This window comes from Arthrobacter melezitosi (genome assembly GCF_054511055.1).
Genome location: NZ_JBTNDJ010000002.1, coordinates 342,874 through 368,097 on the forward strand (window position 1 = coordinate 342,874; position 25,224 = coordinate 368,097).

A 25,224-nucleotide genomic window follows, 5' to 3' on the forward strand; every position below is an offset into this window, starting at 1 on the left:
CTGCAGAAATGGTTGGTCACTTCGGCACGCCGCACGGTTGGTGGGAAGCCCGGTCCTTGGCGGACGCGGGCTTCTCATCTCCGGCGTGCTGGGTCCCTGGGTTCAGGGTTTGGCGTAGTCGGCGAATCCCTGCCAGTCAATGACCACACAGGGTTCGTCTCCGAGTACCCAGGCGTCGTGCCCGGGTGCCATGGTGGCGAAGTCCCCCGGCCCATACTCCATCTCTTCGCCGTCGTCCATAACAACCTTCATCCGGCCGGAAACGAAATATCCCATGTGGGCGGCCTGGCAGCTGTCGGTCTTGGCGATCGGCTTGATGTGCTCGGACCAGCGCCATCCTGGATTGAACGTGGCGCGGCCCACGGCGCCCTGTTCCAGGTTGACGAGTTGGAGTTGGCCCGTACCGCCCTCGAAGGGGCGCGTCTCCTCGGGCGAATCGAGGCTCTTTCGAACTAGAGCTGACATTTTGACCTCCTGCGGATGGTACTGCTCGTTGATGTGGCTCACGCTCCCGTAACTGCTCTCTGGTCTTGTTCACCTCCTCGGATGGGACTGAATTTCAGGTGACGATGCCTTCAGCCGAAGGACCGCCATCGCATTGGGCTACTTTCATAAGGTCTAGACTTCATCGCACTCATTGCCTAGGGCACATCGTCCCTATATCAGTTGGGCCTGCCACTCGACAGGACCGCTGCAACAGAACACTCTTTTAGCTCGGCTTCTCACCGTTCGCGGTCGCCTCAACCCAATCGACAGCTTCGTCGGGAAAATGGTGTCCGGAGGTTCCGCTCCGCTTGGCCCACCATGAATCGGCGGCGGTCGGCCCGCCCGCCCGCCTCGGCAATTTCACCCATCATCGCCGCGGGTATCACGTCACCATTGTTGTCCATCAGCCATTGCCGCGTTGCTGGCTGCAGTCTCGCCCACCACTGCTCGATGCTCATAGCCGACGTCTTCCACGTCAGCAGTAGCTCAGGAGGACCATTGCGGGAGGCCCGCCGGCGACTGCCCGCTGGTTCACCCCATTGCGTCCCCGGCCCGGCGTGGCCGCGCAATAACCCGAGTACTATGAGCCCATGCACGAGGTGCGGGCAGGACATGGAGTTTCCGACGCTTTCCGCCACGCTGTCGGGGAACTGCGCAGGGATCCCGGGCCCCGCCCGGCGGACTGGATCTGGCAGGAGAAGGTCTTCCAAGCCAACCTGCTGGGCGCCCCCATCGCGGAGATTATGGCCTTCACCGACGCGGACGCCCCAACAATCCAGGCCGCCATTCAACAGGCGCGCCGGAGGCACCCCACCAAGGGTTCCCTCGAGGACCGTGTGCCGTTCGAGCTTCACCTTCAGATTGCCATGCATCTCACCTACGAGGAGGGCCGCGTCCGCGCCCTTGCCCAGAACGGACTGGACTGCCTCATGGGGTACCAGCACAGCGCCCGGACCAGCTCCCGGCTGAACCGCTGGCAAACCATCCTCTCCTTTTCGGTTGAGCGCCTGACCGCCGTGATGCTCGAAAACACACAGCAGGCCTCGGAACTGCGCCGGATAAGCCCGTTCGAACGCGTCCTGACGCGGAAGGACCGGGTCCTGGCTATTCAGATAGCCGGTGCCCTTGCACGCCCGGCCACCCGGACACGGTGACCGACACCCTGTCATCCGCACCCGGCGACTGGGCAGAAATCATCGAAGTCAGCTTCACTCCTCCCCTGCGCGTTAAACCCGCCCAAGCGGGCACTCGCTGAAGGATTGGTGAGCGGGACACCCGAAACGTGTAGCCTTCCTCTCCCACATAAAAGAGCGATTGGATGTCACGGTCGATTAGGGTTTGCGGCATGGCATTCACTCTGGACGGCCCACCCGAAACATCGGAGGAAACCTGCTCGACGTGCGGGTCGGCATTCCGGCTGATCCTTCACTTCATCTTGAAGGATGACCACACATATTCCATTGCGAAGTCCCAGTTGCACATCCACGGAAGCAAGCCTGAAACCTGGATCAACGCGGTCTTCGGTTCTTTCAGCGAGGACAAGTATGACGACCACGTGACCTTCGGGTGCAGGGTCGGGCTGTTCACCGAGGACCGCGAGCCGGCCGCCGGTCTCATCGACGCAGCCGAGATTTCAGGTGATTCTTCTGTATGGGGTGCGCGACTGACCCGCGACCAGGCCCTTGACCACGGCCTGCTTCGGGCTTTCTGGGAGGTAACCGACTGGCTCATTTTTGAAGACCCGCAGATCCATTCCCACCTGTACGGGCACACCTTTGAACGGCCACCACTGTAACATCCGCGGGGGCATGTATGGGATAAAAAGGCGCTGCCTAGCGGCAGGAGTAGTCGTAATCGAGTCCGGCCGACACATACTGCGTCATGGATACCCTGCTGCCGCGCGTCAGGCCAGGCAGGGAACAATTCTCCTTCGCTCCCCGCAACGTCCTGGCACCTGCAAGCCAGCTCGGCAGTCCCGTAAGGGAGCTGCTGGAGGGTACTGTTCCGGCGATGATTCCCCACTGATAGCCCGTCGAGTAGATCCCAACACCGGCGGCCTTCCCTGCGGCGTCCTCACCGCCGGCAGTGATGCTCTTGAAGTAGGCGACCATCCCTTCAAGGTCCGCCCGATTCAGGGCGGTGTCGGGCTGCCAGCTGTTGCCCGTCTCCACATCCAACCACCAGAAATACGTGCCGGGGTTCGCCACGCCTCGGCTGTTAGCGTCGTCATACGCCATCGCGTAGCCATACATGTAGGAGCAGGCGGGGTCGACTGGGCCTGGTCCGCCGATTTCTATTGGGGTGCATTCCCCGTAGGGATTGGGAACCACCACGCCGTCATAGGTGTTTGACGACGGCCACCAGGAGCCCGCATGTCCTGGGTTGCCGGTGTTCACGTACAACGCAACCTTGGACTGCGCTGTTTCCCCGGTAGAGCGGGAGGCCCACGTGAGCTGCGCGGAGAGGCAAGGGTTGGAGTCATTGGCCCGTCCGCCGGTCACGCCCACGATCGCGAATGCTTGCGCTCTGGGAAGGGTCCTGCCGCACTGGGGCCAGGAAACGTCGTTGCCCACCAGGTCCGTCTTTCCGGGTGGCGGAGCCGCTGCCACCGGTGCCATTCCTGTAACCGATAGTCCGAGAAGTGCCACCAACGTGCATGCCATCTTCATCCCGAAACGACGCATATGCGATAGTACGTCTGTTTCGGGGACGAAACGCCGGTGAGCCCTGGCGTTCAACTGGTCGGCTGTCAAGTGCGCTCGCTGGGTTTCCGCCGGTGTTGCTCCGTGATTGCGAGATGTGACCCATTCCTACACGCCACCCAGGTCATCCTCGTCTTCTCCGGCATCCGGGTCAGCGGCGTGAGGAATACCGCCGCAATTCCCAGGTCCCGGACCGCGAAGGCCATGGCGAAAGCCCCGGCCGGAGGCTAGAGTTGGGAACCGGTCCTGTCACTTCGACGGACCGCAGCAGAGAAGGGAGGTGTTTTTGATGACTGTCATTGCCGTGCGCGCCCGCCGCCTTCAAACCATCAAAACAACCACCCCCGTCTCCCGCTTCCGTACCGCCTAGGGCACTGCCCGCGGAACGCCACAACACCTTGGGTTTTCGCCCGGGAGTGGCCGGTGCCAGGGGACATTTCCCGAGGTATCCCAGTGAAAAAATTTTCAGGCTACGGCCTAGACAGTCCTGCTGCATTCAGATCGGTTCGCACCGGCCCAACCCTTTACGGCTACACCGCCGTCACCGCACGTTACTTCGACGAGAACCCGCCACCTGATTCCAGCGCGGACAATCCCTGCGAGCCTGGCCGTGTGGTGCGGGTTGACCGCAGCCTGGTCCTGGTGGCGGTGGGCATGGAGCTCCTGCACCTTCCCTACCCGCTTGATGCCGGCGTGCCGGTCACGGGCGACTGGGTTTGGGTAGGCCCCAACCGCGCGGGTGATCGCCAGATTCTCGGCGTGCTGCCCCGTCGTTCGGAACTCAGCCGGAAGCGCGCCTTCGAGGCCTCCTCCGCCGCCCAGGTCCTGGCTGCCAACATGGACGTGATCGGGGTGGTGGTTCCGGTTGACCGGCCGCTCACGCACAACCGTCTCGAACGGACCCTCGTCGCCGCCTGGGACTCAGGCGCCGTTCCCCTGGTGATTGTCACCAAATCGGACCTGGCGCAAGTGGCGGAAGACGTCGTCGGGCAGGTCATCCTGCAGGCAGCAGGTGTTGACGTGGTCACCACCTCCGCAGAGACCGGGGACGGGATCGAGGACCTGCTGGCACTTCTGCCGCCGCGCAGCACGCTTGTCCTCCTAGGGCCCTCCGGCGCAGGTAAATCCACACTGATCAACGCGCTGGTTGGCCACAACGTGCAGCACACCGGCGAAGTCCGCTCCGGCGACTTCAGGGGCAAGCACACCACCACCTCCCGGGAGCTTGTACCGCTGGCGGACGGCACTGTCCTCATGGACACTCCCGGCGTCCGCGGGTTCGGGCTTTTCGACGCCGACGACGGGATGGAGCAGATGTTCGCGGATGTGGAGGAACTCGCCAGCCGCTGCCGGTTTTCCGATTGCGCCCATCAACAGGAACCGGGCTGCGCCGTGCAGGCCGCCCTCGCTGACGGCACACTGGAGGACCGCCGCTGGAACAACTACCTGAAACTCCAACGCGAAATGGCCGCGCTGGCCCGCCGCAAGGATGCCGCAGCCAGCCGGGCGTACCAGCGTGAGTGGCATCAAAAAACGATCGGAGGAGGAAAATCCCAGCGTTCTGCAGAGCGCGCCAGATCGGAGCGGGAGGAGGAGCAGCGGTCAAGGCGGAAGCGGCGCTGAGCCACTGCACCTGGGAAGGCCTGTCGTCCCCCGAGCCGTGTCGAAGTTGATTACGACATTCTCACTCCGCGTGAGATATCTCGAACCAGGCCGCGGCGCCGGCACTATAACCAGAGGAAAGGCGTGGTGCTGAGAGACGAGCTTGTGGGTCGGGCGACTCGCCTCCGGGCCCCGGCAGGCGGGTCAGGTTGTTGCTTTGATGGCCGGGGTGGAGACTCGGTGCATGACCTCCTTCATCTCGCATACGACCATTGATTGCGCCGATGCCTATTCTCTTTCGAACTGGTGGAAGCCGGTGCTCGGCTACACCGACATCGACGGTGATCCCAACGGGGCCGGTGACGAGGAGTGCATGATCCATGACCCAAGTACCGGTCATCGGCTGTTGTTTATCGAGGTGCCAGACGCCGCGGCGACCAAGCGGCGGTGCGGTAAGAACCGCCTTCATCTGGACCTGCGGCCGCGTGATCGCACCCGCGACCAGGAACTCGAGGTGCTGTTGGCTCACGGAGCGACGACGGTGGATGACCTGCGCGGCAAGGATGGACCCGGGACAGGGTGGGTTGTGCTGGCCGATCCTGAGGGCAACGAGTTCTGCATCCTGCGCTCCGAGGCCGAGGTCGGTCATTCCCACGGCACCGGCTGAGAGGCCGTGGATCTACCTCGCGCGCAGGATGAAGACAACTCCCCGCGGAACCACAGGTGCCACCGGGGACGCTTCAACGCACCCAGCCGACGACTTCCGCCCGACATCCGTTTCATATCCATCGTGCCACCCTGATCCCAGACGCAACGACCCACCCGCTCCGGCCACATCAACCAGTGCAGGATTCCGCGCCCACAGAGCGGTCTCACAAGGGGCCTGCGCTGCGGTAACTTTCCCGGAATCTTCGACCAACTCAGGAGTTCGCACGATGGTGGCCTCTACGCTGGGACGTGGCCTCACCGATCCGATCTGAGAGAGGAACCACCATGGCGACCAAGGACGTGGCGGAACAGTTCGTGCAGCGGCTCGGAGCCGGAGACGCAGAGGGCCTGGGCGCCCTGTTCGCTGAGTCAATCGATTGGCGCGTACCGCTCAACGAGAAGCTTCCGTGGACTGGCACGAGATCGCAGAAGTCCGATGTGCCCGAGTACTTCCGCACGCTCTGGGCCCGCCTCGAGCCCGGAAAAAGCGTCGTAGACCTCGACACCGTCCTCGTCGACGGTGAAGACGCGGTACTCCTGGCCCACTTCTCCCATATGGCAGTGCCGACCGGGAAACGCTTCGACACCGACGTCGCGATACGCCTGACCGTCACCAATGACAAGATCACGCGCCTGCACCTTTACGAGGACACGTTCGCCGTCGACCGGGCCTTCAGAGAATGAGCCCATGTGTAGGCAGCCCGCTCGCGACGTGAATTCGTCAGCGAGTGCAGGAATTGGGCTTCCCCGCCAGCCGGAACATTTGACGGAAGGACCCTCGGCCTGACGCCGGAGACGGCGGAGGGCCGCACCCGGTGGGTGCGGCCCCTCGCCGATACGACATTGCCCTAGAAGACGCCACGCGGGTCGTATGCCGCGCGGATCTCTGCCAGCCGGGTGCGGATCTCGGCGGGCCACGAGTTCAGGGCCGCCTCCTCCGCAGGCCGGGCCTGAAAATTAATGAGCATGTCCCCGGACAGCCACGGCTTCAGCCGGTCCGTGACACTCTCCATCACTTCGGGCAGGACGGCCTCGAAGAGGCTCGGGTCGGGGACCCCGGCGAGCAGGAGCGAGTATTCCGAGCCGCGTCCACCCGCGGCGCTGCCTTCGGGAACGTCGCGTCGGGTGGCGCCGCCGAGGTGGCGTACTTCGGCCGCAACGACCGGCACGTTGACTTCGGGGCCGACCGCTGCGAGCAGTGCGGCGGCGAAGCCGGCATCGGCGTGGGTCAGCAGCCGCTGGACGCTGCCGTCCCACAGGGGGATGGGGTCGGTGGGGTCATTGTGGATGATCCCAATGTCCGCTGCGGCCATCGGTCCGACGGCATCGATGAGTGCCGGGGCGACCCCGCGCAGGGACGACAGGAGCCGCTCGCCCTCAGCCGGATCACCGACGTAGGCGACCCGGAGGTGCAGCGCGGTCTTGCCCCGCAGCGGCTCCGGAATGAAGTCCAGCGGCGGGAACCGGACGATGGCCGCCGACAAGGTGAGGGCCTCCGGAACCGTCTTGGTCCAGTCGAGCCAGGCAGTGAAGACGGGTTCCACGTGTTCGGGGTCGAAGAACATGGATCCGCCGTAGAGGGTTTCGATGGGCACCAATTCAAGGTCCATGGAGGTGACGACGCCGAATCCACCCTTGCCTCCGCGCAGGGCCCAGAACAGGTCCGAGTTGTTCATTGCGTCCGCCGCAACGATGTCTCCGTCGGCCGTGGCAACACGGAAGCCCCGGACCCAATCCGAGGACATTCCGTAGGTACGCGCCAGCGGGCCGACACCGCCGCCGAGGATGTAGCCTATCGCCGAAACGCTCGTGGAGGACCCGGCAACCGGTGCCAGGCCGTGCTTGGCCGCTGCGGCGACGACATCGCTGACGCGGTGTCCGGCGAGGACAGCCGCCGTGCGGCGCGCCTCGTCGATCACGACGTCGCCGGTGAGCCGGGACGTCGTGATGATCATGCCCTCGGTCACGTTGACGTAGGAGCCGTGGCCCGTCGACAGGACCGTCAGGGGAAGGGAGTTGGCTGCGGCGAAGCGGATGGCCGCTGCCACGTCGGCCTCCGATCGCGCGCCAACGACGAGGTCTGGGCGGTGCTCAACCAGCAGGTTGTAGGCGGCGACCTCGGCCGCCAGACCGTCGTCGCCACGTGCGAATACTGGACCGGAGATGAGAGTGCGAAGCTCGTTAAGCTGATGGACTGATACTGCTGCCATGGGGTGTGGCCTTTCACAAAGGAAGACGGATGAAACGCTTTTGCTCCGGTGGCAAGGCGACCGATTCGGCCGACGGCGCACGATTGCGCGGCCGTTCTGATGTGCTCCGGGGGCGGCCCTGCTGATCCGTGGGGGAAGCAGGGCATCAAGGACTTTTTGTCCAACTAATGGATATACGGTTGTGCCGTCCAAACGGTTCAGCGGGTTCCAGGCCCGATGAGAGAACAGGCGGGCATGGCCGGGCAACGTGGGTGAAATAGCGTTCGCGACACCTCATATAGGCCTGCGCCGGGGGCGGAGACCGCGCCCGGTCACCCGCTTCATCCTGACAGGGCTCATCTGGCCGATGTGGATCCTCAACACGCTGTGATGGGGGCCGTCAGTTTCAAGGTGCGCGGTGATCCGTCACCAGTCTTTCCACTGGCTGACATACGGATGTCCGTTGGGTTGATGGCTGGAAGGGTGTGACGTGGGTCGTTCTCTGAGTGGATTGACGGCGAGCCGGAGTCCGCGCGGTGGCATCGCATGGGGACTATCCGGGCTTGGGCCGCCGGCGGTTCGGCGTTGCCACGGCGGTGCTCGGCAGGCTGGGATTGGGCGGAATGGAGTGCTGGAAGATGACACCGCGGGAAACACCTGCGGCGTCTACAACGTCTTACTGGGCACTCTGTATTCCTGCTATCCGTGGCCGGTGGTTCGGCAGCCCACGGGATTCTCTCATCCGGGTTGACCCTCCGACAGCAGGGTGCGGCTAAGGAAGTCCCTGATCACGCCGCCCGCTTCTTCAAGATGGCTCTCGAGCAGGAAATGGCCGCCGTCCAGCAGATGGATTTCCGCATTCGGCAGGTCCCGGCTGAACGCCGTCGCTCCGGGGTGGATGAAGATCAGATCGTTTCTCCCCCAGACCGCCAGCAGCGGCACCTGGCTCTTCCGAAAGTACTCGTGGAGCCGGGGGTACACGTCCCGGTTGGTGGAGTATTTGGACAACAGGATCACGTGCGCGTCCAGGACCCCGGGGCGGCTGATCAGCGCGAAGTCCTGGGTCCACCCGTCCGGGCTGATGACAGAGGGGTCCGCAACCCCGTGGGTGTACTGCCACTTCATCGCTTCGAGGCCGAGGACCTCGGCGATGGCGGCGGCCTTGTCCTTTGTCGGGTCCGCGTTGAAATCCCAGACAGGGGCCCAGAAACCGTCGTCGAAGCCATCCTCGTACCCGTTGCCGTTCTGGGTGATGATCGCCGTTATGCGATCCGGGTGGTTCAACGCCAGCCGCCACCCGACGGGGGCTCCGTAGTCCTGAACGTAGATCGCATAACGGTCCACGCCCAGCTGTTCCAGGAGCCCGTTGACGTAGCGGGTGAGTGAGTCGAAGTCGTAGGAGAATTCCTCGGCCGACGGGGCGGAGGAGTGCCCGTAGGCGATCAGGTCCGGGGCGATCACGTGGAAGCGTTCCTCAAGCATTGGAATCAGGTTCCGGAACATGAAACTGCTTGTCGGGGCGCCGTGAAGGAGCACCACCGCGGGGGCGGCCGGGTCTCCTGCCTCCCGGTAGAAAACGTTCAGACCTTCAATGTCGGCGTTCCGGTAGTGGACAGGCATTACGACCTCCGAAGCTGACACAAGTGGTGCCCACAGAGACTGCAGGTCCCGAACACGAGCGGCCGTTCCGCTCTCTGCTGTATTGGGTTCATCGGGATACGCACGCGTCTATGCCGCTTGGGCCTCGGGGTTTTGCTGTGCGTCGCTGCGCACGGTGGCTCCGATTACGTCATTGAAGGCTTCGGTGGAACTCGGGTGCGTGAAGATCGAATCCTGCAGCTGGGTCGCCGTGGTTCCGCTGCGCATCGCGAGGGCTACGACGTTGATCATTTCCTGCGAGTCGACGCTGAGCAACGCCGCGCCGAGAATGAGGTCGGTGTCGAGGTCGATGATGAACTTCATCATCCCCCGGATGTCCTCGACGATGTAGGCCCGCGGCATCGCGAAGATCTCGCCGACGTTCTGGCTCCCCACCTTGATCCGGTGGCCGGCGGCCCGCGCTTCCCGTTCCGTGAGCCCGACGGTTGCGAGCGGCGGTGAGATGAAGAGGGTGCGCGGGACCGATTGGCGGTCGGCGGTGTTGCGCTTTCCCTCGCCGATCAGCTGATCGAGCACAATGCGGGCGTCGTCGAGTGAGACGTAGGTGAACTGTGGGCCACCGTTGACGTCACCCAGCGCGAAGATGTGCGGCTCACTCGTTCGGAGGTGCTCATCAACCACGATGGCACCGCGGGGGGTGGTGGTGACGCCGGCGGCGTCGAGGCCAAGCCCTTTCGTCGCCGGAGCCCGGCCAGTTGCCGGGAGCACGGCATCAGCTTCGACGATGAAACGCTCGCCGTTACGTTCGTAGCTGACAACGGCACCGTTATTGGCGTCCCGGATCTCGAGCACATTGGTGTTCGGGATGATGTTGATGCCCTCGTTCTCAAGGATGCGGATGGCGACCTGGGCGATGTCATCGTCTTCACGGCGGAGGATCTGGGATGTCATCTCAAGGATCGTAACCTCGGAGCCGAATCTCCGGTACACGGCACCGAGTTCAAGGCCGAGGTACCCACCACCGATGATCACGAGGCGGGCGGGCAGGTCCGTCCGGTGAATGAGGTCGGTGCTCGTGATCACATGGGCGCTGTCCGTGATGCCCGCAATGTCCGGGACGATGGGCTTCGACCCGGTGTTGATCAGGATGGTGTCGCCCGTGACGGTGACCGGGCGACCATCGACGTCGACGCTCACGGTGTGGGGATCGGTGAACGTCCCCTTGCCGGTGAGAATGGTGAGGGACTCGTGCGCGTCAAGGACGTCGTAGTTCACGTCGCGGAACGTGGAGGTGAGTTGGTGCACTGTGGTGACCGAGCGGCGGTACCAGTCCTCCGGGGAGTCCTCCTCCCGGCGGTTATGCGCGTGATACACCAGCGCCTTGGTCGGCACACAGCCGACATTTGGGCAGGTCCCGCCGTACATCAGGGGGTCCTGTTCGATCAGAACAACCCGTTTGCCGAGATGCCCGAGCGTCGACGCAGCGGTCTTGCCGCCCTTGCCGAAGCCGATCACGACGACGTCGGCGGCGATGGTGGTGGGTGTGGTGTCCATCTCACAAGGATGATCGCCGCAGGCGGTGCATACCATGAGAAGTCAGCATATTACTGCCCGTAGGCAAGCCGATCGTAACCGGTAAGCATCGCCCGCCCACTGCGTCACGCCTATCCATCCGGGTCCTAGTCGTCGGCCCTGCATACGGGTCGATTTCGGCGCGGCCGCCTGATGCGCCGCCCCAGCCCGAGAAATCGGCCGGAGCGGCGGAGGCGAAGGCTGCGCCTCAGGTGCTGCTAGAGCTCGGACGCCTTCACGACGGGGAACTCAATTTCGGTGCCGGCGATCTTGTTGAAGAAGTTGGTCATCGTATTTAGGGCAATGACTGCCACGGTCTCGGCAATCTCCTCATCGGTGACACCGACGGCACGAAGGTCCTCAATCTGCCCTGTCGTGAACTCGCCGCGAGTCTCGACTGCAGTGACCGCGAACTTCAGCAGAGCGTCCGTCTTCGCGTCCACGGCCGACGCCTTGCGGGCGTCACGGATGTCCTCGGCGCTCAGGCCGGCCGCCGGGCCCATTAGGGTATGGGCCGAGAGGCAGTAATCGCACTCATTGGTCTGAGCCAGCGCCAGGGCCATACGCTCCCGGGTGTTGGCGCCGAGGGCTCCGCCTGCAACGGCTCTGGACAGGGCGAGGTAGCCCTTGAGGGCGGCGGTGCTGTTCACCATGGCCTTGGTCATGTTCGGCACGACACCGAGGGCGTTCCGCACCTGCGTCAGCAGTGCCTCCTGGACTGCAGTGGCTTCTTCGAGCTGGATCAGTGGCATCCTGGGCATGATTATTTCCTCAATCTAACGTCTAAACGGTCGGTGGACCGTGAGATTCAGTAGAGCACATCGTTCTAACGCATGCAACTTCTACGAAGCGTGAGAAGCTGGTTAGATGACCGCACAAACGCGGACGACCGGATTGAGCATCCTGCAGTGACGGGCCGGGTGTGGGTTCTAGCCGACGCTTCCGGTGGACGTCGTCAGGCATAGGTATTCCTCTGCGCCCTAGAGAGCGATGGCGCGCAGGCGGGTGGCAATCTCCGGCAACTGAGCGAATGGCCAGCGACGTCGACCTAATGGTGTTGAGGCACACTCCCGTAACCGTTGGAGCGGGGCATGGTTCGAACAACTCCGCCCTGGGCCGCGTCTTCAACGCGCCGCTTCGCGGGCATGGCTTCGGAATGCACCCCGTCCACCCTACGATGCTTTACAACGCTGTAATGACTAGGGGGACTTCGCATGGCAGCTGGGGAGGCGCGCCGCACGGCGCTGCGGGATTGGCGGACCGCCCTCTTGGTGGCTTTCGCTGTCGGGGGTTTCGCGTTGTCGAGCTGGGCCACGCGCCTGCCGGCGATCCGTGCTTCCCTGTCGCTGGAGCATGCCGAGCTTGGACTCGTGTTGCTTGCGCCCACGGTTGGTTCGGCGGTGGGGTTGGCCGGCGCCCCGGTGCTGCTGCGTGCGGTGGGGGCCCGTTGGGCCCTGCTCGGAATGGTCAGCGCGGCCGGTGTGGGGATGGCGATCGCCGGCTGCGCCGTGGGTGTCGGTGATGTGACCGGTTTCCTTGCTGGACTTGGACTTGCCGGTTTCGGGATCGGCGCTGTGGACATTCTGATCAATATTGACGGGGCGACCGTTGAGCGGCTCGCGCACCGGTCGCTTTTGCCGCTGCTGCACGCGGCCTGGCCTGCCGGTGCGGTCGTTGGGGCCGGTCTCGGTGCCGCCTGTGCCGCTTCCGGAATTCCACCGCAGGCGCAGTTGCTGGTGCAGGGGCTGCTCGTGCTCGCTGCCGGCGTCGTCATGGTGCGCGCGGTGCCTGGGGGCTCGAGGGGACTGCGTCGGCGGAGGGTCTTACCGGCCCAGCGCCGGGTCCCGATCGGGCGGGTCCTTGATGCCCGCCTCCTGGCGGTCGGGGTGGTGATGTTCGCGGCGGAGTTCGGTGAGGGCGCCGCAAATAGCTGGTTAAGCGTCGCGGTACGGGACGCGTTCGAGCAGTCGGAGGCGTTCGCCGCTGCGGTGGTTGGCGTCTACGCGGCCGCTCAGGTGGTCGTCCGCGTCGCTGGCGGGCCGCTGGTCGACCGCTTCGGCCGCGCTGCAGTCATCCGTGCCACCACGGCGGTCGGGTCGGCCGGCGTGCTGCTCATCGTGCTGGACCTCGGGGTGCCGGCCGGGGTTGCGGGCGTGGTCCTATGGTCCGTGGGCGTGTCCATGGGTTTCCCGCTCGGCATGTCCGCGGCAGCAGAAGGGCCAAACGGCCCGGCCCGGGTGTCCGCTGTCGCGGGCCTGGGCTACATTGCCAACCTGATCAGTCCACCCCTCATCGGGTTCCTCGCGGCCGGCTTCGACATCCTCACGGCTTTCTGGCCCCTCGTTGTGCTCTTCGCCCTCAGCGCTGTCCTGGCCCCCGCCTTCCACGCTCCGCAACGCTCCGTGCCTGTCCCGGCGGTCCGTTGACGGCGAGACCGTTGGGGCAGACCCGGGCCGGACACCGCCCGGTGCCCCATGGGACCATAGGGTATGGGCGAAAACGACAGGGCACGTGACGAAGGGCCGCCACCGCGGACCGGGGTGAACGATCATGCCTGGGAGCGGGAACACCGCCATCCAACTGCTGAGCAAGCGAAGGCGATTGTCTACCGTCGCAGGGACGCCGAGGCGAAGCTGAGGCAGCATCAGCAGGAGGCCCGGCATAAGGCCGACGAAGAATCGGAAGGACACGAGTAGGGACAGCTCCTTCGACTCGGCCTCCAAGAATGGGAGACACACCGCTCTGCGGCTCAGCGCATGATGCTCAGCGCTTCTGCCCGCTTTCGGAGTTGAACTGTAGCCAGCGCCCTTCGGAGATGATCTTCACAGTGCCATCCACGACGGAGATCGCCGTTTGGTCGTCGATCGCATAGGCCGGTCCAAGAATATCCATAGCCCACCGACGCGCGCTCTCGGACGTGTTCGCGGACCACCACGGATAGTCCAGGTGAGGGAAGATCGAAAAGTCCACCACCCCCAGCGCTTCGTCGCCCCCGCGGGGGTTCCAGTCCACAAACTGCGCGCCGATGCGCGGAGTCATCACCATGCTCCCGGCGCTCACCCCGACCCAGACGGTGTCCGGAAGAAACGGTAGTAGATCTGCCAGACCCGACTGTCGCATCCAATGCGAGAGGTAGATTGCCTCTCCCCCATCCACCAGGAGAACGTCTGCTTCCAGCACCCAGGGCAGCCAGCGGCTTTTCGCCATGCTCGGTAACGCGGTCAACTCCAGAACTCCAACTGACTTCCAGCCCAGCCCGAGCAGACCCTGCCGGCCGGGCCCGGGGCCGGCCAGTGTCATCCAGACCGTCTGCGGTGAGCACAGAGGATGTGCCCATTGGGCGGTCGGGATGAATAGGGCCTTGCATTCCTCCACAAGTCTGCCGAGTCCCTCCCCCGGACACCACCCAGGCACCCGCGTCCCGAAGAACAAACGGTTCCCAAGTCAGGAACTAACGTCCTGTGGGCGACAGCGGATTCCTGCTTAGAGGTATGCGGGGGCCACCGTGAAAACGGCGGTCAGCACGTGCCGTTGACGCAGCGATACTTCACGCATGAGCCGCGGTGCGTCCTCGTACGGTACGACATCGGTCACCAGGTGCTTGCGGATCACATCGCCGTGTGAGCGAAGCAGTCGAACGGTCTCGGCGGAAAGCCGTGCCCTGTCCCAGTGCCCTGCTAGGCCGCGCGGCACCCGGCCGATCTGTGCGCAGCGCAGGTTCAGCCCGTTGTGATGAAACTCCTCCCCCAGCCGAACGGCGTCCGCTCCGCTGGTATAGAAGGCCAGATCGATGATGGTTCCCTGGGGGCGGGCGGCGCGGAGGGCCGCATGGAGTGCTTCGGCACGTCCGCGGCACTGGAATACGACGTCGGCGCCCCGGTCCGCCGGCCCGTGGCGCCACCGTGTCTTCAATAGCCTGCCCGGATCGTCGTCAAGGTTCAGGGCGAGGAATCCCAGTTCTTCAGCCAGCCGGCGGCGGCGCGGGTCCGAGTCCGCGACGGCCACTTCCCGTGCGCCGAGTGAGCGGGCGAACAGGGCGGTAAGCAGCCCGATGGGGCCGGCTCCGGTGACCAGCACCTGACGTCCGTCCACACCGTCGGAGAGGCTGCGGACCTGGCCACCGGTTGCCTCGGCTGCGGCATGCAGCAGGCCGTTGGCGCAGATTGGTCCGAGATGTGCCACGAAGACGCCGAGCAGCGGGTCAAGGTCGTCCCCGAGCGGCACAAGGTGGTCGTTCAGCGGGTCCGCCACATGGGCGGTGGCGTGCCCGTATGCGCTGGCGAGGATATCCCCTTCCGAAAAGGCGGCGGTCCGCGATGCGGCTACCCGGGCAACCTCCATGTAGCCAAGTCGGCGAACCGGGTAAGCAGTGCCGGCGGAGTCCGGCAGGAACAGGCCCAGGTCGGAGTCCAGGCGCGACCGCAGCCCCGGGTGGTCCCCCTTCACGAAGGCCAGTTCGGTGCCCGCGGACAGGCCCGTGACAAGGGTCTCGAGCAGCAGTCCGCCCTCCGGGACGTCGGGCAGCTGCTCCTCGACAATTTCGAGGACGCCAGGTGCCGGGAGGACGAGGTTCCGGCGCATCATCGCGTCGCTCCCGGTGCAGCGGAGCGCTCTTCGGGCAGCTTCACCGGGAGTCCGGTGCGGGCCGATTCAGCGATGGCGCAGCCGAGCCGGTGGCTGCGCAGGGCCTCGGCGTAGGGAGCGCGTGTGGTTTCGCGCTCGCCGCGGACGGCCTGGATGAATTCCCGGTCCACCTTTACGCGGGGATCTTCCCCGCAGGCAAGATCCTTGCGGGTAGTGCCGTCGAAGCTGCTGAGGCCGGCTTCCGACAATTCCAGGTACAGGCCGCGGCTCACGGTGTGCAGAGCGGCGCGGTGCTTGGCCGCCAGCACGGAGGTTGCCGCCAGCGTCGCGACCGCTCCCGAGGCGAAGCGCATGGTGGCCGCCGTGGCATCGTCGACGTCGTCCGGTTCCCCGCCCGTCCCGGCTGCCGGCAATGTGTCGCCGGCCTGAGCCCCCCGGACGCCGGCGGCGTACACCTCGACGACTTCTCCGAGGAGGAAGCGGGCAGTGTCCAGGATGTGGGTCAGCTGTTCCACCACCTGGCCGCCGGAGCGGTCCACCCTGCCCCACCACGGGACCGGCGGGCGCTTGTCCAGCCAGTAGCCGTTGGCCAGCAAAGCCGGTGCCTCGGCCAGCAGGTCGCGTGCGTGCTCCATCGCGTCCATACAGCGCCAGTGGTAGCCGGTGCCCGTGATAACACCGGCGGCCCCGACGAGCACCCCGATTTCCTCTGCCGTTTCCCGGCCCAGGCCCACCGGTTTTTCCACGAACAGGGGCAGCTCCCGGGCGAGTGCGGCGAGCTCACCCGGACCGTGGGCGAAGGGAGGCACGCACACATAGACCGCGTCGGCCTCCGTCAGGTCCAGCGCCGTATCGGGGTCCGTAAACGCCGGCGCGTCAAGGTCGCGCGCCAGCCGTTCGGCCGCGGCCGGCTGGGCGTCGGTGACACTGGTGATCCGGACGCCGAGCCCCTGCAGGTTCGAGGCATGGCGCTGCCCCACCGATCCGGCGCCGATGAGGGCTACGTTCACGGTCATGGGGCCTCCGAAAGTAGTTGGTCGTACAGACGCAGGTAGCTGGCAGCCATCGCCTCGGGGGTCCAGACCGACGCGGCCTCGATGCAGTCCTCGGCACGGATACTGTCCAGTTTGGAAAGGAACCCGGCCAGATCGTGTTCGTCGGCGGCAAGGAACCCGGTGCGGCCGTGCTGCACCAGTGAGGGCAGCACTCCCAGCGGCGTGCCGACGACGGGAACGCCCCGTGATAGGGCTTCCACCACCCCGGTTGCTCCGGGCTCGGCCCATCGGTTGGGTGCCAGCAGCACCCGCGCGGAACGCAGTACACGTTCCTTCACCTCGCCGCCGATGCCTCCGATCCACTGGTAACGGTCGCCGTCGAGCAGCGGACGGACCTCGTTCTCGAAGTAGGCCACATCCGGGTGGGACATCAACTGGGTGTCGCCGGCGGCCAGACGGCGATCCAGCTCCTCAGGATCGTTGATGCCGGCGACCGGCCCGGCGAGCACCAGCGGCAGGCCCGCCTGCCGACAGATCCGAATGGCTGCATCCTGTCCCTTGTCCCGGGTGATGCGGGCCAGCACCAGGGCGTGGTCTGCCTTGTCCGCGTGGATTTCGAGCGCCGGCGGAGCCGCCAACGGGACGACGCCGATGGTCTGGCGCCGCAGTGCCGCCGGTGCCCTTTCCAGCTGGGACTGCGACACTGCGGCGAACCGGACCCGGCCGCGGCCGTCGAATGATTCGTAGAACGCCTTGTGCTTGCCCAGGTCCCAGTGCAGGGTCTGCAGCACCGGCGGGGCGGCCCGCCCCATGGCGGCAAAGACCGCCGGCCCCACGACTTCAAGGTGATCGTGGACGAGATCCCAGCTGCCGCCGTCGTAAATGGCCTTCACGATCCCCTGCATCTGGGCGTGCGCGATACCCGACACCTGGTTGTAGGGCCGGGCGACCGAGGCGAACTGCGGCTCGGCCACCGGATGCAGGTAGCCGTCCGCTTTGATCGTGCTGGTTCCGACGGTGGCCAGGGTGACATGGTGGCCGGCGCGGCGCAGTTCGGGGATCAGGGTGGCGATGACTGTTTCAATGCCACCGTAGCCGGAGGGAGGAACGGGCAGCCACGGTCCGGCGTTGATGAGGATCCGCATGCTCAGGCCCACTTGCCGGTAGTGAACGAGTGCTGGCCGATTTCCAGCATCGGGGGGCGTTCGGACACTCCGATAACGGTGCTGTCACCGATGTAGTGTTCGCCGTCACGCAGGAACTGGGTCAGCTCCACGGTGGGCGGGGCGGCCGGGGCGAGCCCGCGCCGGTGCAGCCGCGACTGCACGGTGAGCTGGATCTGCATCGCCATCCTGGCCAGCTCGCCATCGGTGGAGTTGCGGTGACGGCGTTCGCCGAGGTCCACCTGGGCCATGCCGCCCAGGCCCACTGTTTCCAGCACATCGATCAGCATGCCGATCTCTACGCCGTAGCCGGACACAAACGGTATGCATTCGAGCAGGCTGCGGCGGGCGGCGTACTCCCCGGCCAGCGGTTGGACAACGCCGGCCAGCTGGGGCCAGAACAGATTCAGCAGGGGGCGCGCCACGAGCTCTGTCACGCGGCCACCGCCTGCCGGCATGACCCGAAGCCCGTTGTCGAGGGGTCGGTCGTAGTAGCTCTTGACGAAGTGGATCCGCGGATCGGTCAGCAGCGGGCCGAGCAGGCCGACGGCGAACTGCGCGTCGAATCCGTGCAGGTCCGCGTCGATGAACACGATGATGTCCCCCGAGGCGATGGCCAGGGACTTCCACAGCGCTTCGCCCTTGCCTGGAATGCATCCGGCGTCCGGCAGGATCTGGTCCTGGTGCGCGATCCGGGCTCCGGCGTTCGCCGCAACGGCGGACGTATCGTCGGTGGAGTTCGAATCAATCACGATGAGCTCATCCAGCAGCGGAACTTCCTCCATCAACTCGACGCGCAGCGCGGTGACGATCGCCCCAACGGTTGCTGCCTCGTTCTTCGCAGGAAGCACCACACTGACGCGTTGGCCCTGCTTGCGCGCCACGAGGTCCCACCGGTCGAACACGCTGCCCTGAAAGCTCCGGGCCGAATACCAATCCTGGACCTCTGCGCGCATGCCGGTTCCCTCTCACCAAGGGCGCCGGTGGTCCCCGTCCCGGCTATCGATAGGATCAGGTCGAAGCCTACGGTTCCGCCGGCCCTTTGGGAATAGCTCAGTACCCTTTCGATCCGGAACCGCAGACCGCCCGGACAGGAGCGGCCGCCGCCCGCATTGGAGCCGGCGTCCCTTGGAACGCAAGCGGCAGTGAGGAGAACTGATGCAGGAGGTACGGGCCGGCGGCCCACGTCCCCGCCTGGTGTTGTGGCGGCATGGCCAGACCGAATGGAATGTGCTTGAGAAGGCGCAGGGCCACGCAGACATCCCGCTCGATGCGACCGGCCGCCGCCAGGCGAGGCGGGCGGCGAACCTGCTGGCGACGCTCAAGCCACAATTCATCTGGTCCAGCGACCTGGAACGTGCCCGGCATACCGCTGACGAACTGGCTCGACTGACCGGCCTCGAAACCGTGCTTGACAAACGGCTACGCGAATACGATGTGGGCATTCGCCAGGGCACCACCTTCGGGGAGTTCCGTCAGCAGCACCCGGATATCCATCGGAAGTTCTTCGCCGAGGAGAATTACCGGGTCCCAGGTGCCGAGCTGCCCTCGGAAGTGAACGATCGGATGAAAACCGTGATGCGGGAGGCGGCCCTGACCCTGCGGGACGGCGGAACCGGTGTCCTGGTGGGCCACGGAGCCGCCCTGCGCAGCGGACTGATGGCTTTTTTCGACGCCCCTGCCCACATGCGCGAGATGTTCGCCGGCATGGCCAACTGCGCCTGGACCGTCATGGAAGAACACGCCGACCGCGGCTGGCAGATCATTGACTATAACGCCCGGACCCTCCCGGCCACTTCATCGATGCTGGCCGACGATTTGCCGGCGGAGCACGACAGCTAGGAATCGACGTGCGAGGTCCGTTCGGTTACGCCGGCAGACCCGATCGATGACCCAAAAACCGGAGGAGAAAACCATGCCAGCAAAAGATGTCCTGAACCAGGAGCAGATCCAAGCAGATCTGCTCCAGTTGCCGGAATGGCGCTACGGTCTGGGTGCCTTGCGGACCGCACTTAGGTGTGAATCATCCGCCGCTGCCTTGGACCTGCTGTCCACCATTGGGGGGCTGGCACAGGAAGCCGACCACCACCCTGATGTGGACTGGCGGTATGACACATTGTTCATCACGCTCACTTCGCACGATGCCGGAGGCAGGGTGACGGCGCGTGACGTGGCGTTGGCCCGTGCGATATCGAGGCAGGCCCGCGCCGCCGGCGTCACGCCTCGGCCGGAACTCCTGCGCACAGTGGAGATAGCCATCGACACCGATGCCCCGGAAGCCGTTTCGGAGGTCTGGCGAACCGCACTGGGCTACACGAGGCGGGACGACGGAAGCCTGACCGATCCCTATGGCAGGGGTCCGGCCATCTGGTTTCAGGAGTCCCAGAGTCCCAACGTGAATCGTCTCCACGTGGACGTCACTGTCCCCTTCAGCGAAAGCGCCTCGACTCTGGATGCTCTGGCAAGCGTTGGTGCGATCCTCGATCATGAACACGCGCCCATGTGGGTGGTGGCCACCGACGCCCAGGGCAACCGGCTGTGCATCAGCACCGAAGCCGGACGCGGCGATTAGCGAGGCGCCCTATCCAGAGAGCATCCTTGACATATACCCCCTGGGGGTATAACTTCGGGTTGTGGGTGGCCCCGCGCACCTTCATTACACAAGGCACCACTGGTCCTCCACGCGAACATCAGTGTTCACCTCAGCGACATACGACACGTCTGTAGGACTTCCCTTCGCTCGTCGGGGGTGATGCCAACCGGGCGAACTGCCCGCCTTTCGACGGGCTCCCACTTCATTCGAGCATTCCCACGTCTGGAAACGTCCCATGGCACAGACCAGTCATCACGTATCTTCCCCCGCAAAAGACGAACCGAAGGTGAAGCACCGCCATCCACGTCGCGCGGTGAAAGTCACCGGCGCCGTCATTCTTGCCGCGCTGGGGTTCACTCTTGCATCCACAGCCGCCAACTCCTTCCTGGAACAACAGGAGAGGTCGAGCCTTACCCCCTACGGCGACCCCGTGGACGTCGTCGGCGGCTCGGTGAACGTCTACCGGGCCGGCACGGAAGGTGCACAACCCCTCGTCCTGCTCAGCGGTCTCGGCACGACCGCACCGGCGCTGGATTTCGCGCCCCTGATCCGGGAACTGAGCTCCTACGACGTCATCGTCGTCGAGGGCTTTGGATACGGCTACAGCGACATGAGCGCGCCAGAACGGACCGTGGAGAACATCAGCACTGAACTCCACCAGGCCCTTTCCTCCCTCGGCATCGGAAGACCATATGTGCTCGTCGGACATTCAATCGCCGGCTTCTACACGCTCGACTATGCCAACCGGTACCCCGACGAAGTATCCGCGGTGGTCGGAATCGACCCCTCCGTGCCGGCCACCGACGCCGATACCGCTTCCTCGAACAGCGGCGAAGGCATCAATATCGCCCAGATCCTGTCGACGATCGGGCTGGTCCGAGCCGCGCTCTGGGTCGCGCCGAGTCTGGCGGACCCCTCCGGCGAGGACTTCACGCCCGCCGAGTTGGAACGCATGCGCCAAATGACGACCTGGAATTTCGGCAACGCGGCGGTCGCTGATGAAACCGCTCGAATCGGCAGCAACGCCGCGGCACTCAACGGAGTAACCTACCCGGAGAACCTGCCCGTTCTTGACCTACTTGCCAGCGACAGCATTGCCACCGATCCGAAGTGGCGCGAGACGCACGAGAACCAGCTCAGGAACGTCAGTCGCCACGAAATCGTCGAACTCGAGGGCCCGCACTCCCTGCACTGGACCCAGTCAAAAGCCATGGCCACGAAGATCACAGAATTCCTCCAGGCAAGCGCCATATCCCCGGGGCCGGAGACACCGCCTGCCGCGGCGGCCGAAGCATCGCCGGCCGAAGGGACACGGCGGAACTAGGAAACCGCTTCCGGGCATCCCGCGAACGGCCCGACCGTCGGCACCGGGGCCGACGGTCGCCGTCGTGTGGGGATGGTTTCCGGAGCAGTGCAGGCAGCTTCACCGCCGCTGTTGGACTTCACCGACCGTCGCCGAGGCTTTCCGTCCGGTCAGAGGATCCTTCGCAGGGACGACGCGCACATCCTGCGGCACGCGGTAAGGGACCGGCCTATCTGCGTCCTTCGGGGCGGCGTAGCCTCATGTGAGATGGTGCGATGGCCACCTGATTACCAGCAAGAGGGGAGGCCGGATGCGTGGAGAGTATGTCGCCACTTCAACGATCTCGATCGAGGCGCCGACAAGCCGCGTGTGGACGGTGCTGACCGATCGCGAGGCAATCAAGGAGTTCATGTTCGGCACGGAGGTCGCCACCGAGTGGAAGGTCGGTGGCCCGATCGTCTGGCGCGGCGTATGGGAAGGCACGGCATATGAGGACAGGGGCACGGTTCTCGAGTATGACCCGGGACGGCGGCTGGTGGTAACCCATTTCAGCCCGCTGAGCCGCCAGGAGGATAAGCCCGAGAACTACCACACGCTCGCGTGGACTCTGGAGAGCGCAACCGGCACGACGCGGTTGACGCTTTCACAGGATAACAACGCAAGCCCTGAGGAAGCTCAGCACTCGCAGGGCATGTGGGACACCCTCGTGACGAGCATCAAGACAATCGCCGAACGAGGATGAACGATGGCTAAGAGCACCTCGTGGTCCGAGGCCGCAGCTCACGGCAAGTCGTCGTGAACGGTCGCTGACATCCGTACGGCCCACGAAGGAGAGTCATCATGAGTCGCATCCTCATCACCGGGTCAGCTGACGGACTGGGCCGCCTCACCGCGGAAGCCCTGCACGCCCAGGGGCACGACGTCATCGTGCACGCCCGAAACGCTGACCGCGCAGCGCACCTGCGCCCTCTCACCGACAAGGGTGCCGGCATCGTCATCGGAGACGTCGCCGACCGCGACGCCGTACGTCACATCGCCGCCGAACTGGCCGAGCAGGGACCGCTGGACGCCGTCATCCACAACGTCGGCGTTTGGAGCGGGCGAAACGTCATGCCCGTCAACATCATCGCCCCGTACCTATTGACTGCCCTCCTTCCGCTCCCGGAACGGCTGGTCTACCTCAGCAGCGGGTCCCACTTCGGCGGCCGACCCCGCGTGGCAGGCGTCGACTGGAAGGGCAAGGGGGCCGGCTCCTACGGTGACAGCAAGCTTTACGTCACCACCCTCGCCGCGTCGATGGCGCGCCTGTTCCCGGCTGTCCTGTCCAACTCCGTCGACCCAGGATGGGTACCCACCCGGATGGGCGGAGCCGGAGCACCGGACAGCCTCGAACTGGGCCACCGCACGCAGGAGTGGCTCGCCACCAGCGACGACCCTGAAGCACACACCAGCGGCGGCTACTGGTACCACCAGCACCGACGAGAGCCTCACCCCTCCGTTCAAGACACGGCGTTCCAGGACAGGCTCCTCTCGGCCCTCGCCGACGAAACCGGTGAACGCCTCCCGCGACGCTGAGCCAGGCCCCGAACAAGCTCCTCCGAGTACTCGCCAAAGTCAGTGCATAGCGGGGGGCGGCTCGACCCGGTACCGGATATCTACCCGCTCGAGGTCTGACTGCGGGCCGCATCGCCTCCGAATTCGACCATGCCAGAGCCCGGGCCCTGATCAAGGGGTTGCCTGTGGCGGCCAGCACCTGGCTGAAAGCCGAAGAGACGCCCTGGCCCCCCGGAATATGATCACCCGGACGGCGGTTGTCCTAAGTCATGAAAGCGATGACTTACAGCCAGTACGGAAGTCCGGATGTCCTTGAACTGACGGAGCAGCCCCTGCCCAAGGTCGGGCCCGGAATGGTCCTGGTGAAGGTGAAAGCTGCGTCGGTGAACCCTGTCGACTGGAAGATCATGGCGGGTTACCTTGATCCGATCATGGATGTCCAGTTCCCGATCATTCCGGGCTGGGACGTCGCTGGCGTGGTGGAGTCTGTGGGCATCGACGCCCCGCATTTCCAGCCCGGCGATGAAGTGGTCTCCTACGGACGCAAAGACTTCGTCCATGGCGGCAGCTTTGCCGAGTACATTGCCTTGCCCGAGCGGCTGGTGGCCCGAAAGCCGGAAACACTGAGCTGGGAAGAGGCCGCGGGTCTCCCGCTCGCCGGACTGACCGCGTACCAGGTCCTGGACCGGCTTGACGTCCAGCCGGCGGATACGCTCCTGATCCATGGCGGATCAGGTGGCGTGGGTTCGCTGGGGGTCCAGATCGCGGTGGCAGCCGGCGCTCGGGTGATCGCGACCGCCTCGGAAAAGAACCATGACTTCCTCCGCGCCCTCGGCGCCGAACCGGTCAGCTACGGCGAAGGTCTCGCTGAGCGGGTCCGGGCGCTGGCCCCCGGCGGCGTCGACGTCGTTGCAGACTTCGTAGGCGGCACCCTGGACGCCACCCTGGCCGTCCTCGCCCCAGAGGGACGGCATGCCTCCATCGCCGACGACACCGTGGAGCAACACGGTGGCACCTGGATGTGGGTGAGCCCAATCGGGGCTGATCTGGAGCGCTTGTCCCACCTGGTGGATGAACGTCGGCTCACGGTCGAGGTGGACCGGGTCTTTCCGCTCGAGAACGCAACCGAAGCATTGCGGCTGAACATGGAGGGTCACACCCGCGGAAAAATCATTGTAAAGATCGCCGGCGACTGACCGGTACTCGGGCAACGCTTCCATGCCACCCAGCGTGGCCCCTTCCTGAATTACGCAACCTGCCGGGTCTCCGCGGGCACAGCCGCGGCCGGACGCCCGGCCGCGGCCGTGCCCGTCAGCTGACCGTGTTGAGGAACTCGAGCAGGTCGTTGTTTAGGCGTTCCTTGTGGGTGTCCGCCAAGCCGTGCGGGGCCCCCTCGTATGCCTTGAACTGGGCCCCTTTGATTAGGGTGTGGGAGAGGTTGCCTCCGACCTCGAACGGCACAATCTGGTCCTCCGTGCCGTGGATGACCAGCGTCGGCACGTCGAATTTTTTCAGGTCCTCGCGGAAGTCGGTCGCGGAGAACGCAGCGATGCTCTCAAAGGCGTTGCGGTGCCCCGAGGCCAGGCTTTGGGTGACGAAGGACATCTGCACCCCTCGCTGGCCGCCCCAGGGTTCTTATTGTTGCCAAAGAACGGCCCCGAAGCCAGATCCCTGTAGAGCTGGGCCCGGTCCGCCAGCGAACTCGCCCGCAGCCCATCGAAGACTTCAATCGGCACGCCGCCGGGATTGTCGTCGGTCTTCAGCATGAGCGGCGGGACGGCCGAGATCAGGACCGCCTGGGCCAACCGGGACGTGCCATGCCGGCCGATGTAGCGGGTAATCTCGCCGCCTCCGGTCGAGAAGCCCATCAGGGTGACGTTGGTCAGGTCAAGGGAATCCATAAGCGCGGCGAGGTCATCGGCGTAGGTATCCATCTCATTGCCGTCCCACGTCTGGGTTGATTTTCCATGCCCGCGCCGGTCGTGGGCGATGGCCCGGAATCCGTTGCTGGCCAAAAAGAGCTGCTGGGATTCCCAGCTGTCGGAGTTCAGGGGCCAGCCGTGGGCCATCACCACGGGCCTGCCGCTCCCCCAGTCCTTGTAGAAAATTTCGGTGCCGTCTTTGGTGGTTACAAAGCTCATCGCTACGCCTTCCGACTCTGCTGTGGGGGATCC

At 65.1% G+C, this 25,224-nt stretch carries 26 protein-coding genes; 12 read left to right on the forward strand and 14 right to left on the reverse strand.

Translation table 11 applies throughout. From position 1 onward, the window contains the following. Positions 1 to 102: 102 nt before the first annotated feature. Together ACX80W_RS04390 and ACX80W_RS04395 are read right to left on the reverse strand one after the other, a co-directional pair. Positions 103 to 465 (reverse strand): cupin domain-containing protein, encoded by a 363-nt coding sequence (locus ACX80W_RS04390; protein WP_459280773.1) that lies wholly within the window; start codon positions 463 to 465, stop codon positions 103 to 105. 275 nt (positions 466 to 740) lie between these two features. Beyond that, positions 741 to 944 (reverse strand): hypothetical protein, encoded by a 204-nt coding sequence (locus tag ACX80W_RS04395; RefSeq protein WP_459280775.1) that lies wholly within the window; start codon positions 942 to 944, stop codon positions 741 to 743. Between the two features lie 132 nt (positions 945 to 1,076). Here ACX80W_RS04395 and ACX80W_RS04400 point away from each other — a divergent pair, with 132 nt between their 5' ends. Continuing rightward, positions 1,077 to 1,640: a hypothetical protein gene (locus tag ACX80W_RS04400; protein ID WP_459280777.1), complete on the forward strand. Its 564-nt coding sequence runs from the start codon at positions 1,077 to 1,079 to the stop codon at positions 1,638 to 1,640. 191 nt (positions 1,641 to 1,831) lie between these two features. Further along, entirely contained in the window at positions 1,832 to 2,281 is a 450-nt protein-coding gene (locus ACX80W_RS04405) for a hypothetical protein (RefSeq protein WP_459280779.1), read from the forward strand. Between the two features lie 37 nt (positions 2,282 to 2,318). Here ACX80W_RS04405 and ACX80W_RS04410 read toward each other — a convergent pair whose 3' ends face one another. Then, positions 2,319 to 3,104, reverse strand: coding sequence for a glycoside hydrolase family 25 domain-containing protein (locus ACX80W_RS04410; RefSeq protein ID WP_459280781.1), 786 nt, complete (start codon positions 3,102 to 3,104; stop codon positions 2,319 to 2,321). 537 nt (positions 3,105 to 3,641) lie between these two features. Here ACX80W_RS04410 and rsgA point away from each other — a divergent pair. The 3 genes from rsgA (at position 3,642) to ACX80W_RS04425 (ending at position 6,182) form a co-directional block, all read left to right on the forward strand. Continuing rightward, on the forward strand, positions 3,642 to 4,811 hold the full coding sequence (gene rsgA / locus ACX80W_RS04415; protein WP_459280872.1) for a ribosome small subunit-dependent GTPase A: 1,170 nt from the start codon (positions 3,642 to 3,644) through the stop codon (positions 4,809 to 4,811). A 223-nt stretch (positions 4,812 to 5,034) separates the two neighbouring features. Beyond that, entirely contained in the window at positions 5,035 to 5,457 is a 423-nt protein-coding gene (locus tag ACX80W_RS04420) for a VOC family protein (protein WP_459280783.1), read from the forward strand. Positions 5,458 to 5,783: 326 nt separating this feature from the next. Further along, complete coding sequence (locus ACX80W_RS04425; protein WP_459280785.1) at positions 5,784 to 6,182, forward strand: nuclear transport factor 2 family protein; 399 nt, start codon at positions 5,784 to 5,786, stop codon at positions 6,180 to 6,182. 164 nt (positions 6,183 to 6,346) lie between these two features. On the opposite strand, the gene ACX80W_RS04430 is transcribed toward ACX80W_RS04425, so the two are convergent. From ACX80W_RS04430 to ACX80W_RS04445, 4 genes are all read right to left on the reverse strand, one after another. Then, a complete protein-coding gene (locus ACX80W_RS04430) occupies positions 6,347 to 7,708 on the reverse strand; it encodes an FAD-binding oxidoreductase (protein ID WP_459280787.1) in 1,362 nt (453 codons plus the stop codon). Positions 7,709 to 8,425: 717 nt separating this feature from the next. After that, positions 8,426 to 9,307 (reverse strand): alpha/beta fold hydrolase, encoded by an 882-nt coding sequence (locus ACX80W_RS04435; protein ID WP_459280789.1) that lies wholly within the window; start codon positions 9,305 to 9,307, stop codon positions 8,426 to 8,428. Positions 9,308 to 9,415: 108 nt separating this feature from the next. After that, a complete protein-coding gene (locus ACX80W_RS04440) occupies positions 9,416 to 10,840 on the reverse strand; it encodes a dihydrolipoyl dehydrogenase family protein (RefSeq protein WP_459280791.1) in 1,425 nt (474 codons plus the stop codon). A 236-nt stretch (positions 10,841 to 11,076) separates the two neighbouring features. Further along, positions 11,077 to 11,619, reverse strand: a complete 543-nt coding sequence (locus ACX80W_RS04445) for a carboxymuconolactone decarboxylase family protein (RefSeq protein WP_459280793.1) — start codon at positions 11,617 to 11,619, stop codon at positions 11,077 to 11,079. 453 nt (positions 11,620 to 12,072) lie between these two features. On the opposite strand from ACX80W_RS04445, the gene ACX80W_RS04450 reads away from it, so the two are divergent. Beyond that, positions 12,073 to 13,284, forward strand: coding sequence for an MFS transporter (locus ACX80W_RS04450; RefSeq protein ID WP_459280795.1), 1,212 nt, complete (start codon positions 12,073 to 12,075; stop codon positions 13,282 to 13,284). Positions 13,285 to 13,621: 337 nt separating this feature from the next. Here ACX80W_RS04450 and ACX80W_RS04455 read toward each other — a convergent pair whose 3' ends face one another. The 5 genes from ACX80W_RS04455 to ACX80W_RS04475 are packed head-to-tail and all read right to left on the reverse strand — an operon-like array spanning position 13,622 to position 18,556. Further along, on the reverse strand, positions 13,622 to 14,290 hold the full coding sequence (locus ACX80W_RS04455; RefSeq protein WP_459280797.1) for a Type 1 glutamine amidotransferase-like domain-containing protein: 669 nt from the start codon (positions 14,288 to 14,290) through the stop codon (positions 13,622 to 13,624). Positions 14,291 to 14,341: 51 nt separating this feature from the next. Then, entirely contained in the window at positions 14,342 to 15,442 is a 1,101-nt protein-coding gene (locus ACX80W_RS04460; protein ID WP_459280799.1) for a zinc-binding dehydrogenase, read from the reverse strand. Next, complete coding sequence (locus tag ACX80W_RS04465; RefSeq protein ID WP_459280800.1) at positions 15,439 to 16,458, reverse strand: Gfo/Idh/MocA family protein; 1,020 nt, start codon at positions 16,456 to 16,458, stop codon at positions 15,439 to 15,441. The genes ACX80W_RS04460 and ACX80W_RS04465 overlap by 4 nt, the downstream gene beginning before the upstream one ends. Beyond that, positions 16,455 to 17,594: a glycosyltransferase gene (locus ACX80W_RS04470; protein WP_459280802.1), complete on the reverse strand. Its 1,140-nt coding sequence runs from the start codon at positions 17,592 to 17,594 to the stop codon at positions 16,455 to 16,457. Before ACX80W_RS04470 ends, ACX80W_RS04465 begins: the two co-directional genes overlap by 4 nt. After that, positions 17,585 to 18,556, reverse strand: a complete 972-nt coding sequence (locus ACX80W_RS04475) for a glucosyl-3-phosphoglycerate synthase (RefSeq protein ID WP_459280804.1) — start codon at positions 18,554 to 18,556, stop codon at positions 17,585 to 17,587. The genes ACX80W_RS04470 and ACX80W_RS04475 overlap by 10 nt, the downstream gene beginning before the upstream one ends. Positions 18,557 to 18,758: 202 nt before the next feature. Here ACX80W_RS04475 and ACX80W_RS04480 point away from each other — a divergent pair, with 202 nt between their 5' ends. From ACX80W_RS04480 to ACX80W_RS04505, 6 genes are all read left to right on the forward strand, one after another. Then, positions 18,759 to 19,442 carry a histidine phosphatase family protein gene (locus ACX80W_RS04480; protein ID WP_459280806.1) on the forward strand — a complete coding sequence of 228 codons (684 nt, stop codon included), beginning with the start codon at positions 18,759 to 18,761 and terminating at the stop codon, positions 19,440 to 19,442. A gap of 46 nt (positions 19,443 to 19,488) precedes the next feature. Next, positions 19,489 to 20,172: a 4a-hydroxytetrahydrobiopterin dehydratase gene (locus ACX80W_RS04485; RefSeq protein ID WP_459280807.1), complete on the forward strand. Its 684-nt coding sequence runs from the start codon at positions 19,489 to 19,491 to the stop codon at positions 20,170 to 20,172. Positions 20,173 to 20,428: 256 nt separating this feature from the next. Further along, on the forward strand, positions 20,429 to 21,517 hold the full coding sequence (locus ACX80W_RS04490; protein ID WP_459280809.1) for an alpha/beta fold hydrolase: 1,089 nt from the start codon (positions 20,429 to 20,431) through the stop codon (positions 21,515 to 21,517). Between the two features lie 289 nt (positions 21,518 to 21,806). Continuing rightward, positions 21,807 to 22,238: an SRPBCC domain-containing protein gene (locus tag ACX80W_RS04495; RefSeq protein ID WP_459280811.1), complete on the forward strand. Its 432-nt coding sequence runs from the start codon at positions 21,807 to 21,809 to the stop codon at positions 22,236 to 22,238. A gap of 98 nt (positions 22,239 to 22,336) precedes the next feature. Then, a complete protein-coding gene (locus ACX80W_RS04500) occupies positions 22,337 to 23,071 on the forward strand; it encodes an SDR family NAD(P)-dependent oxidoreductase (RefSeq protein WP_459280813.1) in 735 nt (244 codons plus the stop codon). Between the two features lie 248 nt (positions 23,072 to 23,319). Further along, positions 23,320 to 24,246, forward strand: coding sequence for an NADP-dependent oxidoreductase (locus ACX80W_RS04505; protein WP_459280815.1), 927 nt, complete (start codon positions 23,320 to 23,322; stop codon positions 24,244 to 24,246). A 115-nt stretch (positions 24,247 to 24,361) separates the two neighbouring features. Here the strand turns inward: ACX80W_RS04505 and ACX80W_RS04510 are convergent, their stop codons facing one another. After that, positions 24,362 to 24,655, reverse strand: coding sequence for an alpha/beta fold hydrolase (locus ACX80W_RS04510; RefSeq protein WP_459280817.1), 294 nt, complete (start codon positions 24,653 to 24,655; stop codon positions 24,362 to 24,364). After that, positions 24,562 to 25,191, reverse strand: coding sequence for an alpha/beta fold hydrolase (locus ACX80W_RS04515; protein ID WP_459280818.1), 630 nt, complete (start codon positions 25,189 to 25,191; stop codon positions 24,562 to 24,564). Before ACX80W_RS04515 ends, ACX80W_RS04510 begins: the two co-directional genes overlap by 94 nt. Positions 25,192 to 25,224 lie beyond the last annotated feature (33 nt).

Excerpts from the sequence above, each read along its gene's own strand:
- ACX80W_RS04490 (WP_459280809.1), top strand. The coding sequence starts at position 20,429 with ATGGCACAGACCAGTCATCACGTATCTTCCCCCGCAAAAGACGAACCG.
- ACX80W_RS04515 (WP_459280818.1), bottom strand. The coding sequence starts at position 25,191 with ATGAGCTTTGTAACCACCAAAGACGGCACCGAAATTTTCTACAAGGAC.
- ACX80W_RS04410 (WP_459280781.1), bottom strand. The coding sequence starts at position 3,104 with ATGGCACCGGTGGCAGCGGCTCCGCCACCCGGAAAGACGGACCTGGTG.
- ACX80W_RS04425 (WP_459280785.1), top strand. The coding sequence starts at position 5,784 with ATGGCGACCAAGGACGTGGCGGAACAGTTCGTGCAGCGGCTCGGAGCC.
- ACX80W_RS04480 (WP_459280806.1), top strand. The coding sequence starts at position 18,759 with ATGCAGGAGGTACGGGCCGGCGGCCCACGTCCCCGCCTGGTGTTGTGG.
- ACX80W_RS04390 (WP_459280773.1), bottom strand. The coding sequence starts at position 465 with ATGTCAGCTCTAGTTCGAAAGAGCCTCGATTCGCCCGAGGAGACGCGC.
- ACX80W_RS04510 (WP_459280817.1), bottom strand. The coding sequence starts at position 24,655 with ATGTCCTTCGTCACCCAAAGCCTGGCCTCGGGGCACCGCAACGCCTTT.
- ACX80W_RS04440 (WP_459280791.1), bottom strand. The coding sequence starts at position 10,840 with ATGGACACCACACCCACCACCATCGCCGCCGACGTCGTCGTGATCGGC.
- ACX80W_RS04505 (WP_459280815.1), top strand. The coding sequence starts at position 23,320 with ATGAAAGCGATGACTTACAGCCAGTACGGAAGTCCGGATGTCCTTGAA.
- ACX80W_RS04485 (WP_459280807.1), top strand. The coding sequence starts at position 19,489 with ATGACCCAAAAACCGGAGGAGAAAACCATGCCAGCAAAAGATGTCCTG.
- ACX80W_RS04500 (WP_459280813.1), top strand. The coding sequence starts at position 22,337 with ATGAGTCGCATCCTCATCACCGGGTCAGCTGACGGACTGGGCCGCCTC.
- ACX80W_RS04475 (WP_459280804.1), bottom strand. The coding sequence starts at position 18,556 with ATGCGCGCAGAGGTCCAGGATTGGTATTCGGCCCGGAGCTTTCAGGGC.
- ACX80W_RS04430 (WP_459280787.1), bottom strand. The coding sequence starts at position 7,708 with ATGGCAGCAGTATCAGTCCATCAGCTTAACGAGCTTCGCACTCTCATC.
- ACX80W_RS04465 (WP_459280800.1), bottom strand. The coding sequence starts at position 16,458 with ATGACCGTGAACGTAGCCCTCATCGGCGCCGGATCGGTGGGGCAGCGC.
- ACX80W_RS04405 (WP_459280779.1), top strand. The coding sequence starts at position 1,832 with ATGGCATTCACTCTGGACGGCCCACCCGAAACATCGGAGGAAACCTGC.
- ACX80W_RS04460 (WP_459280799.1), bottom strand. The coding sequence starts at position 15,442 with ATGATGCGCCGGAACCTCGTCCTCCCGGCACCTGGCGTCCTCGAAATT.
- ACX80W_RS04395 (WP_459280775.1), bottom strand. The coding sequence starts at position 944 with ATGAGCATCGAGCAGTGGTGGGCGAGACTGCAGCCAGCAACGCGGCAA.
- ACX80W_RS04435 (WP_459280789.1), bottom strand. The coding sequence starts at position 9,307 with ATGCCTGTCCACTACCGGAACGCCGACATTGAAGGTCTGAACGTTTTC.
- ACX80W_RS04420 (WP_459280783.1), top strand. The coding sequence starts at position 5,035 with ATGACCTCCTTCATCTCGCATACGACCATTGATTGCGCCGATGCCTAT.
- ACX80W_RS04495 (WP_459280811.1), top strand. The coding sequence starts at position 21,807 with ATGCGTGGAGAGTATGTCGCCACTTCAACGATCTCGATCGAGGCGCCG.
- ACX80W_RS04450 (WP_459280795.1), top strand. The coding sequence starts at position 12,073 with ATGGCAGCTGGGGAGGCGCGCCGCACGGCGCTGCGGGATTGGCGGACC.
- ACX80W_RS04445 (WP_459280793.1), bottom strand. The coding sequence starts at position 11,619 with ATGCCCAGGATGCCACTGATCCAGCTCGAAGAAGCCACTGCAGTCCAG.
- ACX80W_RS04400 (WP_459280777.1), top strand. The coding sequence starts at position 1,077 with ATGCACGAGGTGCGGGCAGGACATGGAGTTTCCGACGCTTTCCGCCAC.